9 protein-coding genes are annotated in these 12281 nt (G+C 62.8%); 5 read left to right on the top strand and 4 right to left on the bottom strand.

The genetic code is table 11. The annotated features are described in order from the left end of the window. Nucleotides 1–27 precede the first annotated feature (27 nt). A complete protein-coding gene (locus ACVZUB_RS15680) occupies nt 28–849 on the bottom strand; it encodes a class II glutamine amidotransferase (RefSeq protein WP_165639299.1) in 822 nt (273 codons plus the stop codon). A gap of 21 nt (nt 850–870) precedes the next feature. Continuing rightward, complete coding sequence (locus tag ACVZUB_RS15675; protein WP_165639298.1) at nt 871–1314, bottom strand: DUF7144 family membrane protein; 444 nt, start codon at nt 1312–1314, stop codon at nt 871–873. A 343-nt stretch (nt 1315–1657) separates the two neighbouring features. On the opposite strand from ACVZUB_RS15675, the gene ACVZUB_RS15670 reads away from it, so the two are divergent. The 5 genes from ACVZUB_RS15670 to ACVZUB_RS15650 all read left to right on the top strand — a co-directional run bounded on the left by ACVZUB_RS15670 (nt 1658) and on the right by ACVZUB_RS15650 (nt 7778). Then, complete coding sequence (locus ACVZUB_RS15670; RefSeq protein ID WP_165639297.1) at nt 1658–2386, top strand: hypothetical protein; 729 nt, start codon at nt 1658–1660, stop codon at nt 2384–2386. Further along, nucleotides 2383–2997, top strand: coding sequence for a class F sortase (locus ACVZUB_RS15665; protein ID WP_347570824.1), 615 nt, complete (start codon nt 2383–2385; stop codon nt 2995–2997). The genes ACVZUB_RS15670 and ACVZUB_RS15665 overlap by 4 nt, the downstream gene beginning before the upstream one ends. Before the next feature lie 93 nt (nt 2998–3090). Next, complete coding sequence (gene thiD, locus ACVZUB_RS15660; RefSeq protein ID WP_003946192.1) at nt 3091–3891, top strand: bifunctional hydroxymethylpyrimidine kinase/phosphomethylpyrimidine kinase; 801 nt, start codon at nt 3091–3093, stop codon at nt 3889–3891. Between the two features lie 48 nt (nt 3892–3939). Then, nucleotides 3940–6423, top strand: coding sequence for an aminopeptidase N (pepN, locus tag ACVZUB_RS15655; protein WP_482627499.1), 2484 nt, complete (start codon nt 3940–3942; stop codon nt 6421–6423). Nucleotides 6424–6488: 65 nt separating this feature from the next. Then, complete coding sequence (locus ACVZUB_RS15650) at nt 6489–7778, top strand: alpha/beta hydrolase (protein ID WP_391591222.1); 1290 nt, start codon at nt 6489–6491, stop codon at nt 7776–7778. Here ACVZUB_RS15650 and ACVZUB_RS15645 read toward each other — a convergent pair. Beyond that, entirely contained in the window at nt 7740–10007 is a 2268-nt protein-coding gene (locus ACVZUB_RS15645; protein WP_482627498.1) for a DUF2254 family protein, read from the bottom strand. The two genes, ACVZUB_RS15650 and ACVZUB_RS15645, sit on opposite strands and share 39 nt — an antisense overlap. Before the next feature lie 4 nt (nt 10008–10011). After that, nucleotides 10012–12147: a phosphatidylglycerol lysyltransferase domain-containing protein gene (locus tag ACVZUB_RS15640; RefSeq protein ID WP_165639293.1), complete on the bottom strand. Its 2136-nt coding sequence runs from the start codon at nt 12145–12147 to the stop codon at nt 10012–10014. Nucleotides 12148–12281 lie beyond the last annotated feature (134 nt).

The following is a 12281-nucleotide window of genomic DNA, read 5'->3' as shown; positions in this document are numbered from 1 at the left end:
ATAGCTACGCCTGGTTGTATGACCCAATCAGGCTGGTGGGATCGGCACAAAGTTCCGCATCTCGTCCCGTCCGGGCCGGATGACGCCTGCGGCGGATTCGGGAACCTCGTTCCAGGCGCCAGGAAGGTCGCGCAGAGGCTCGGAGACGACGATTCGGGTCTCCTCGCTCAGATGGTGCAGGGCTTCCACCTCTGGATGGAGCTTGCGCAGCGTGGAAATCTCGGTGGAGAAGAACAACGACCTCGACTGGTGCTCGCTGGAATAGCGAAAGATCCAGGTGGAGATGCCATCCGACGTGGCGACGGTCATCTGAACCGGATTGTCGATTCCCTGCGAGTGAGCCGTGTGCTCGACGAATCCGACGGCCCTCGCGACACCTTCGAACGGATCGTTGGTCAGGCCGAACGTCAGCGCGAGGAAGAACAGAGTTTCCGAGTCCGTCGATCCTTCGAGATCCGGAAAGAGCGACGGATCAATGGCAGTCACCAATTCCCGTTTCATATCGTGGAATCCGTGTAGTGAACCGTTGTGCATCCACAACCACTGCCGGTGCCGGAACGGGTGGCAGTTGCTGCGCTGCACTGCAGTTCCCGTCGAGGCGCGGATGTGGGCGAACAGCAGAGGGGTACGCAATTGGGAGGTGACCTCGCGCAGGTTCGAGTCGTTCCACGCGGGTTCGATGCTCTTGAACACTGCCGGTTGTGGGCCTTCCCCGTACCAGCCGATTCCGAAGCCGTCGCCATTTGTCGTCGTCGCCCCGAGTTGAGAATGCAGGCTCTGGTCGATCAGCGAGTGCTGTGGTCGGAACAGCAGGTCATGGGCGAGTATCGGTTCTCCCGAATACGCCATCCACCTACACATACTTTCAACTCAAGCTGATCGAGTCGGCGTTGACGATGCGTGCGCCGTGGCGTTCGTCGTCTGGGTGGGCTTCCATGTCGACACCGCCCAGATCACGACGATGTTCAGCGCGATGATGAGAGTCGACCACCAGGGGTAGTACGGCAGCCACAAGAAGTTCGCGATGATCGAGATCGCGCAGATCACGACGGCCGACACCCGTGCCCAGGCCGCTCCGGTGAACAGTGCGAGCCCGACGAGTGCGACGAGCGCGCCCAACACGAGATGGATCCAACCCCACGTCGTCAGGTCGAACTGATAGACGTAGTCGATCCCGACTACGAACACTTCGTTTTCGGCGACGGCAGCGAGTCCTTGGAAGAACTGCACGATGCCGACCGTCACCAAGATGACGGCTGCCCCGATCGATGTTCCTACCGCGAAACCCTGCTTGACTGATGTTGTATCCGACATGACGGTTTCCCTTGATTCGGTGGGGGGCGACCGGACACGTGCCCGGCACGCTCGTTGTAGTGATCGTTGTTCCACCGGCTGACCGCTATGAAACGGAAATACCTGTCCAATGCGGTGAGAAATCAGTGCGATCTGCTCCGATGTGCGGGCGAAATATAACTTCTGACCCCAGTTGATCCGATGTACCCCTTGCCGGAACGCGTGTGCGGAGAAATTGCTCGTAACCGAAGTTCACAGAAAACAAGAAGAATTCGGCACGGAATTCGACCTATTTGTCCAGCTGTACTGGTATTTTGACTGAATTGACCGGAAGCTACGGTCCGCGGAAAAAGGTAGCGAGAGAATGACGATCTTCGGCAGGCGTACCGCGGGCATCACCGCGACGGCCTTCGTCTTGGCGACCGTTGTGTCGACAGCACTCCCCGCAGTGGGATCGGCTGCCCCCGTTTCGCTCACCCGCGCGTGCAACTCGGAAATCAACGAAAATTCGATGTCACTCGATCCGGCCGTGATCGACGGTTGGTACGACATCTCGACTGGATCGCCTGGAACGAAAATCAACTCGATCGAGGCGTGGCGGACAGTGCCGGGAGACATCCTCGAGTTTCGCGCATCGGTGACGATCAGAGCCCACGGAAGTCCCGTCCGAGGGACCCTTCGGATCGACGGCGCCGGCTTGACCGGAGATCAGGATTTGATCTCCAGAATGACGTTGACCCAAGATCTCGGCCGGTCAGGGTCAACGGTCACCGACGCTGACGACGGTTCGGTCATCCCCGTACGTGCCAAGCTCGCATTCGACGTCACAACTCCTGGACAAGTCGCGCAGAACCAGACGGTCAACCTCTCGGCAGTCAAGATTGTCTTGGCAGGCGACACCACCGATCCGGGAGGTGAGTGCCCCGGCCCCGGCCCCGGCGGCGGGGGGAATGGAAGCGGTGGCGGAAACGGCAGCGGTGGTGACGGTTCCGGTGGGAACGGTGGGGATTCCGGTGACCCACTTCCCGGTCGTGACGTAGGAAACCGAGTACCAATTTCCCAGATTCCGTCCGGCCCGACTTCTCGTCCGTGACAGCGGCACCTGGATCCACGGCCAGCCGAACGTGGGCCACTGCAGTAGTGGCGACAATGCTCTTGATCGGCGGATGTTCCGACGACGGTGACTCGCCGACCCGCGTCCTCGCGACCGGCCAACAAGATTTGCCGCCAGAGATTCGCGCGGTGGTCGACGGTCCGGATGTCCCGACCACGCTGCGCACAGGCAACAGCACCGCTGACATCCTGCCGATCAAGACGACGACGGACGGCTCGCTCATTCCGCCCGAGGATGTCAGTGAGATCGGATGGTGGGCAGATTCGGCATTTCCCGGCTCCGGCGCGGGCACCGTGGTGATCACCGGACACATCAACGACATCTATCAGGGTGACGGTTTCGGAAAGAAGTTCTCGACACTGGAAATCGGCTCGGTCGTGACCGTGGCGGGCGCCGGGGGACAGACCTGGAACTACCGTATCGATGCGGTCGATCACTACGGCAAGGACGGCGAGCTGCCGGTCGAGCGATTGAACAGCCTCGACGGACCCGAAACCCTCGCGCTGATCACCTGCGGCGGCGAGTTCGTCGGTCCGCCGTTCGGATACGAGGACAACGACGTCGCGTGGGGAAGTCCGGTGCCCGCATAGCCGAAAACCAGACGTCGGAACGGTTGATAAACTGGGTCCCGCGTTCGTGGCCATCCACGCACGTTTCGAAAGTCCGAAGAAGGAGATTGTGCTGTGGTTGACCTCGCCTATGTCATCGCTGGGTCCGAAGCGACTGGCGGTGCCGGCCTGCAGGTCGACCTGAAGACGTTCCAGGCATTGGACGTCTACGGCGTAGCGACCACCACATGTATCGTCTCGTTCGATCCCAAGAACAACTGGGGTCATCGCTTCGTACCGATCGCTCCTGACGTGATCGCTGATCAGATCGAGGCTGCGACTGCGGCTCACGATCTGGACGTCGTCAAGATCGGCATGTTGGGCACGCCCGCCACCATCGAGGTTGTGGCAGAGGGCCTGCGTCGGCAGTCCTGGCGCCACGTCGTCCTCGACCCGGTCCTGATCTGCAAGGGCCAGGAGCCCGGCGCGGCTCTCGATACCGATACAGCACTTCGTGATTCGATCCTCCCGCTCGCCACAGTCGTCACACCCAACCTGTTCGAGGCACGCACCCTCGCCGGAATGGACAGCATCGAAAGCGTCGACGACCTCATCGAGGCCGCACGTCGTATCCACGACCTCGGACCCAAGTACGTGCTCGCAAAGGGCGGTGTCGAACTCGCCGGTGGCGACGCCGTCGACGTGTTGTTCGACGGGACCGACGTGACTGTTCTCTCCGCCCCCAAGGTCGGCGAAGAGCGCGTCTCGGGTGCCGGTTGCACGCTGGCCGCCGCAGTGACCGCGGAGCTGGCAAAAGGCGCCGACGTGGGAGAAGCCGTCGCTCTGGCAAAGAAGTTCGTCACGGCGGGCATCGAAGGCCGCGTCTCGGCACACACGCCGTTCGACACCGTCTGGCAGGGCGCGTTCAAGGGATAGGCGCACGGCGGCTCACATCGCCGCGCGCGGCCTGGCAGGATCGAGTGCGTGAGTACTGCGAACCTGAATCGAAGCGAAGTCGCCGAACGATCTCGAGCCATCTCCGTCGCCGGTTACCGGGTGGAGTTGGATCTGCGATCGGCGGTCGACTCCGCCGTGAAGACCTTTTCGACGGTCACGACAATTGATCTGACGTCCTCGGTGGAGTCCACGTGGCTCGATTTCATCGGTGCTGCAGTCGATTCCGTGGACGTCGACGGTGCGTCGATTCCGGTGGAGTACGACGGATCCCGGATCGTGCTGCGCGGACTCGGCGGATCGAACGTCGTTCGGGTGGCAGCTCACGGCAACTACAGCCGTTCCGGTGAAGGGCTGCACCGATTTGTCGACGACGCTGACGATCAGACGTATCTGTACACGCAATACGAGCCTGCCGATGCCAGGCGTGTTTTCGCCTGCTTCGAGCAGCCGGACCTCAAGGCGCCCTTCACATTCGAGGTGACAGTACCTGACGGCTGGGAAGTCCTGTCGAATCAGCCCGCGACCCAGACTCTCTCCGTGGACGGTGCACAACGCGTCACTTTCGCCCCGACGCTGCCGATCTCGACCTACATCACCGCGATCGCGGCCGGGCCGTATCACCGCGTGGCGTCGTCGTGGAGTCGCGGCGAACTCACTTTCGAGTTGGGTGCGCTGTGCCGGGCGTCGTTGGCTCCGTACCTCGATGCGGAGAACGTTTTCGACATCACCCGTCAGGGGTTGGACTTCTACGCCGAGTACTTCGACTATCCGTATCCGTTCGGCAAGTACGACCAGATCTTTGTCCCCGAGTACAACCTCGGCGCCATGGAGAACCCGGGACTGGTGACCTTCACCGAGGCATACGTGTTCCGCGGCACCGCAACCGACGAGCAGCATCAGCGCCGCGCCAACACGATCCTGCACGAAATGGCGCACATGTGGTTCGGCGATCTCGTGACCATGGTCTGGTGGGACGACCTGTGGCTCAAGGAATCCTTCGCCGACTTCATGGGATCGCTGGTCAGCGCCGAAGCTACTCGCTTCACCGATGCCTGGGTGGCATTCGCCATCAAGCGGAAGGCGTGGGCGTACCTCCAAGATCAGCTGCAGACCACGCATCCTATCGTCGCCGACATCGTCGATCTCGAAGCTGCGAAGCTGAACTTCGACGGAATCACCTACGCCAAGGGCGCCAGTGTCCTCAAGCAACTCGTGGCGTTCGTCGGCCGTGACGCGTTCTTCGAAGCGGCACGACGGTACTTCAAGGCCCACGCCTTCGGGAACACCACGCTGGTTGATCTGCTCGACGTGCTCGCGGAGACTTCCGGACGTGATGTGCGCGAATGGGCCCGAATCTGGTTGCAGACCACCGGAGTGTCCACGCTGTCGCTCGACGGAACAGACCTGGTCCAGACGGACCCGAGGCCGCATCGGCTCGCAGTCGGAATCTACGACTACAACGAGTCCGGAGACCTTGTTCGCACCGAACGTGTCGAACTCGACATCACCGAATCACGCACGTCGGTCGACCTTCCGCCCGGAGCACTCACACTGCTCAACGACGAAGACCTCACCTACGCCAAGGTGCGATTGGACGCGGAATCTCTGTCCACTGTCGAGGCATCCCTGGACCGCGTGAGCGATCCGCTTGCGCGCGGGGTGATCTGGTCGTCGCTGTGGAACTCGGTGCGTGATGCGCAGCTCTCGGTGTTCCGGTACCTCGACATGGTGGAACGATTCGCTCCCGCGGAGACAGATCTTGCGATTCTCAGCTCGATCCTGACCGATGCCCAATACGCGGTTCTTCACTACGTTCCGAAAAGCTTGCGGCCCAATGTAAGTGCAGGCTGGTTGGAAACGACCTGGAAGGCGGTGTTCGAAGCCGAACCGGAGTCCGGAAGACAGCTGGCATGGGCACGGGCTCTGTCGGCCGCTGCAGCGGTCAACGATGCTCGCGCCGACGAGGTGCGGTCGATACTCGACGGCACCTGCCCGGGGCCGGTCGGACTGGCTCTCGATCCTGATCTGCGGTGGGCATTGTGGATCGCCCTGTCGGCGACCGGCCATGCGAGTGTGAGCGACTTCGATGGTGAGCTGAGCAAGGACAGCACGTCAGCGGGTCGAACGGCGTACGTCCGCGCCGCGGCGTCGATTCCCGATGTCGAGACCAAGGCGGCTGCCTGGGCGTCGGCGACCACTGACGGCTCACTCTCGAACGACCGCCTGGATGCGACGATCGCCGGATTCCGTTCGGGCACGGACCCGTCGTTGATCGAGGGATATGCGGCAGAGTACTTCTCGTCCCTGGGGAAGTGGTGGTCCGAACGCAGCATCGAGATCGCGCGACGGTTGGTGAACGGGCTCTTCCCGGCAGCTGAAGACACCTCTGCTGCCGATTCCTGGATCCAGGCCAATGCGGAGGCGCCCGCGTCGCTGCGGAGGCTTGTTCTCGAGCGTCGGGATCACCTGGCCCGAGACCTACGTGCCCAGGCATCGAACGCAGTGATCTGACGCCATCAGCTCCGAAATGTCCTGTTCTTGGATATTGTCTAAACAGGGCTGCGACGGGAGACGACGTGCACACGATCACGGATCTGTCGCTGGTCACGGGCCCGGTTCCGCCCGTGGTGACGGTGCTCGGAATTCTGGCACTTCTCTGGCTGATCTTCTCGAGATCGAGGCGTCACGTGCTGATCTCGATTCCGGTCTGCATCGTCGCGGCAATCGCGATCACTCTCGTGCTGTACTGGCTGATCGAGAAGGTGTGGCACCCGTTCCCCGATCCGATTGCCCGTCCGGTCTACGTGTGGATCGGGTTGGGCATTCTCGGCGTGCTGCTGGGTGTTTCGCGGGTATTTGCGGCGACGCGGATCGACGGTCGCGTGCTCACCGTGGTCTCGGTGCTCCTGGTGGTCGTGTCGAGCGCGGCTCACGTGAATCTGCAGTTCCAGTCGTATCCGACGTTGGGAACAGCGCTGGGACTCTCGGACGCGGAGAAGGTTTCACTCGCCGACCTGGACGACGGCAAGGACGGGGCGGTACCGGTTTCGCAATGGAAGGATCCCGCGGACATGCCGTCGGCGGGCAAGGTCAGCACGGTCACGATTGCGGGGACGGTCTCCGGATTCAGCGCCCGCGACGCCGAGATCTACCTACCGCCCGCGTATTTCACCAACCCACGACCGGAGTTGCCGGTGTTGGTCCTGCTGGCCGGCCAACCAGGCGCGCCCGAGGACTGGCTACAGGGCGGACGTCTCGTCCAGACCATGGACGCCTACGCCGCTGCGCATTCGGGCTTGGCTCCCGTTGTCGTCGTTGCTGACGGGACCGGGTCGGAACTGGCGAATCCGCTCTGCGTCGATTCTCAACTCGGGAACGTCGCGACGTACCTTTCGCGCGATGTTCCCGACTGGGTGCGCGGGAACCTCCAGGTGGATCCCGACCCGAGGAAGTGGGCGATCGGGGGACTTTCCTACGGCGGTACCTGCGCGTTCCAGATGGCGACTAACTTCCCCGCGGTCTATCCGACGTTCCTGGATCTGTCCGGTCAGATCGAACCCACACTCGGCGATCGCAAGCAGACGGTCGATGCAGCGTTCGGCGGCAATGAAGCCGCGTTCGTGGCAGTGAATCCGCAGGATCTGCTCCGGGAGAAGAAGTTCCCCGACAGCGCCGGGGTGTTCGTGGTCGGCAAACAGGACAACGACTACCGCCCAGGTCTTCAAACGCTCTACGAAGCCGCAAAGGCCGCAGGGATGGACGTCCAGTACGCCGAGGTCGACGGAGGGCACAGCTTCCAGGTGTGGTCGGCTGGATTGGCGAGTCAATTAGGTTGGCTGGGAACGCGACTCGGCCTGCCCGGATGAACGATCGTCCGGAAGTTCCGAAGACCCGATGATCAGCGGGTGAATTCTTCCGGTCGCCCCGGCTTCGGAGCCCAATCCCTGCGGATCCGCCACACTCGCGAGCCGAAGGTCGAGTGCGCCGGTCCATTCTCGGGTCAATTGCGCATCGAGTGCGTCGACGCGCTCGAGTAGCGGAGGGTGCTGGTCCGGCGGGCAGGCTTCGAGCAAGGTTGCGAATACCGCGCGTAGACGACGCTTGACCTGCGCGGAATTGGTACTGAAGTGCCGGATCTCGTCGGTGGCGACGGACACGTAATCGGTCCAGGTGCGTTGCTGCCCTCTGATCAGCGTGAGATCCGAGGTTGATGTGTCGAAGCGGACCCGCGGGGCGAGAAGTACCAGAAGATCTTCGATGTGGTCGAGAGCCTGGACGGCTCGGCCCGGGTCGTTGATGGCGGGTGACAGTGCCTTGAGCGCGATGTCCACGATCGACTGCAGCGCTGCACCGGGGCTGACGACCGGGCTGTGCGTGTCACCGAAGATCAAGCACGACATCAAGGTGTCCGGGCGTACCTTCAGCGAGGGTCCGCGTACCTCGAAGAGGGGCGCGTTCTGGGCGACGAACTCGCCGATGCTGGGGACGACTTCGACCGAGACGTCCCAGCGGCCGGCCAACCGCTGCAGTCGTGCGAGATCGATCGCCAGCAGAATCCGGCCGTCGGGTGAGAGGTGGCGCAGGCGAATCACCAGTGCGTCGGCGCTCTCGGAGTTCTCGGACTCGCGCGGTTGGGGTAGGGGGAGCGGCTGACTGGGTTTCGGTGCGCCAGAGGGCAGGTCCTCGTATAGCGGATAGGCACGAATCGTCGCGCTCCGGCCCTGGGCCGCTATCCAACGCAGCAACCGACTGGAATTGAGAATCGACCCGACCTTCGCCACCAACGCGATGAACAGGATCGCACTGGCCAATGCCAGAAGCAGTGCGATCGCCGTGGAGATGGTCGGTGAGGAATTCTCCGAATCGAGCGCCAGATCGAGCGCAATGATCAACGAGAAGACGAACGTGGCCAGAAACATGCCGATCGACCACCGCATCACTCGCTGTTGCGCAAGCATCGGGACCACCCGCACCGAAATCTGCGAGGCGCCGAACTGCATTGCGAGGGTGATGGCGGTGAACACCAGACCGGTGAGAGTGATCATCCCGCCGGCGATGACGCTGAGCAGCGTCGCGGTGGCCCCGGCGTCGACGCCCTCGGAAATGGTACCGACGTCGCCGTCGCTGACCAGGTCTCCGTCGATCCCGACGAGGATGTTCGCGGTGACGACGGACAGGACGACGAGGATCACGGGGAGACGCCAGACGGGGACTGTTCGTAGTCGTCGGCGAGTTCGACGCCAGCGAATTCTGTCCGAGAGCCGCCGCGACAATCCGACCTTCGACGTGGGGGTTGTGGTGTCGACGACGGGGAGCGGTGGTGGGGGCGGGGGAGTGGAACCGAAACTTCCCGACACCGTTTCCTGAACGTAGATCTTCGCGTGGATCATCGGCTCGCGATAACGCTGTTCACGGGCCACTGCCCGGCTCATCTTCGCCGGCTTGTCGCGGTAACGCGAGCGCGCCCACGGGGCACCCGGGCGACTCAACCGAATTGCTCCGATCAACAGAAGTGGGGTGAAGAACAGCCCGATCAAGCCGGTCCAGAGTTTGCCCTTCATCAACGTGATCACGGCGAGTCCGAGTTGGATGACGATCGCGACGACAACGCCGATCAACGTCGCCAGGCTACGGTCCTGCTCGTACGGGTCGAACTCTCCCGCGAACCCGATCGGGTGGACCCCGAGAAGGAAAAGGAACGAGATCGCGATGGCAACGAACACCGCGTCGATGGACGAGCGACCCTCCTCGGCCCAGTAGACATCGCGCAGATGCAACACGAGCGCGTACTCGTCGAGGACCAACGCGCTGCCGATACCGAACACCGACGCGAGAACACAATTGGCGATCGGGGTGTGATAGTCGGCCAGAGCGATGAAGGCGAAGCCGGACACGAGCATCATCATCAAACCGAAAACCATGTGGTGGATGTGCATTCCACCGGGCGTGACATTGCCTGGCCACCACGAGACCTCGGCCCGGATCATCCGGACGCTGAAGCGGATGAACAGGAACGTCAGGACAAAGGCGAGTAGGAGGAAGAACAGCGGGAGCCTGCCGGTGTCGACGACCGTGTGCTCGAACCAGGACCGCACGGCGTCAACTCTTGCTGGTGGCGAGCTTGATCAGCTGAGGAGCCGTTGCGTCGGGCAGGTAGGCACGCGTCAGTGCGATTCCGATCCGAGGCAGGTCGGCCTCGTCGCGGAAACACAGGAAAACGGGTTCGTACCTCGGCTTGAACTTCTTCTTGAACGCGTGAAGAGACCGGAAGCCGTAGAGCGGTTCCATCGCGGCTCCGAGCATGTCCAGCAGGCGGTCCATCGATGCGGCGTCGGCGCCGTCGTCGCTGCGGGCGAGCGGTGCTCCGGACAGTGAGACGAATTGGGCACCTTGTTCTTTGAACTCGAGGGCCGACGATGCGATGAGGAACTCGACCACCGGACGGAACCCGTCGGGACGTCGACGCATGACGTCGAGTGTCCAACCCTGAACCACGCCGCCTTCGCCGTACACCGGCAACCACGAGGTGACGCCGTGAATGCTTCCGGTCGGGTCGACGGCCAAGCCGACCCGGACGTCGCGGTCGAGCGCCTCCTCGACGCTTCCGAGGGTGAACCCCATCTCGGGTAGCCCCTTGTCGCCCACCCATTCCTCGGAGATGGCGCGCACCTGAGCCAATACGGAGAACGGCTCGTCGGCCAATGTTGTCATCCGGAAGGTGATGTCGTCCTTCTTGGCCTTGTTGAGCGCCGAGCGGATGTCCTGCCAGGATTTACCGGTGAACTGCAGTTCTGGTAGGTCGACGATCGTGTCTTCGGCGACCTGAACGGTGCGCCAGCCACGCCGGGTGGCGGCGTCGGCTGTCTCCTTCCCCACGGAGAACAAGCAGGGAGTGAGGCCGTTGGCTTCGGACATCGTCGTGAATTCGTCGACCGCTGCGGCAAGTCGGTCGGGGCTCGCTATCGGATCGGCCAGGACCACGACGACACCGACATGCCGTTGGAATGCAACGACGCTCTCACCCGACTCGCCGAAGTAGTAACTGTTGCCGTCCCACGTCGTCATCCACGACATGGTTCCGCCGCCGTGTCGTTTGAGCAGTTCCCGAGCGGCGGCGCGCGGATCGTTCCCGGACAACGGCCCGCCTCGAATCTTGCGCCGCATCGGTACGTGAAAAGCGTGGCGGCCCTTGATCAACAAGATGAGTTCGAGAAGCCAGAGCAGCGCGGTACCGACCGTGACGGCGCCGGCGCTCTCGTAGTCGAAGAAGATGACCGAGACGAGGACGAGGGCGGTGGCCAAGACCGTCAGTGAACCGAACACCACGGCAACCCACCAGGCCCAGCGGCGACCTCGTCGCAACTGGTCCGCGATCAGGGCAACGATGACCACGTCGATCAATGCCGTCCAGCCCGAACCGGTTTCGGCTTCCGTCGGCCCGAACGGTCCGCTTCCGGGGAACAGCCAGACGGCGATCTCGACCACGCCGATCAGGAGCAGGCCGATGAATCCGAGCAGGCGGATCTCGCGTCGCGTTCGGGGGATGAACCCGCGCGCTCCGTCGCCGAAGAACTTCTCGCCCACCGGCAGGAATATCGCGACCGCGATGAGGTGCTGCACGTCGGCGAGGCGGCCTTCGAAGAGGAACGCGATCGCAATGTACGCACACAGAATGGCGCGGACTCGCATTCGCCAGGGCGAGCGGAGTGTTGCTGTGGTCGCGGCGAGTGCGGCGATGATTGCGGTGGTCACGCCGACGTCGCGGTGGGTGGCGAGGTTGCGAGCCCAATCCCAGTCGGTGTGGCTGCCCGCCCAGAGGAGGAGCGATGCACCGAGTTCGCCCGCCAACTGACCGCTGATCGTGACGATGGCCGCGTTCTTGGTTCCCAGGCGCCATTCGCACCAGCCGACCGCGAAGGCAAAAACGACGATGATCGAAACATACTGACCCGGCGTCAATCCGAAGAACCACCCCGTGACGAGAGTCCACCACTTGCCTTCCTGCAAGGCAGGAACTCCGTAGGCGATGTCGTTGAACCACGAGTAGGTACGGACGTGATTCCACAGGGCGCCGGTCGCGATCCCGACGACGGTGATGGTGAGCACGACGCTCGCGGTGAACGGCACACGCCGCAGGACGCTCAGCGTGTCGGAGGCAAAGCGAGAGGCCCGATTCGACGCGCCCGGCGCGCTCTGGTCGGTCTGCGGGGTGGGGGTCTGGGACTGCTCAGCCATCGAGGTTCTCTTCTCGCCATGCCGCACGGTGGATTCTGCCTGTTCAGCATGACAGGAATACAGACCGATAATCAGGCGAAGCGGCCAAAATGGACCAGACTGGCTGAGGGTCTCAGTCTCGTGGCGCTACTGTC

It is taken from the genome of Rhodococcus sp. OS5 (assembly GCF_056837585.1).
Note: the sequence above shows the minus strand (reverse complement) of the source record. Positions and strands in the feature narration are given on the sequence as shown.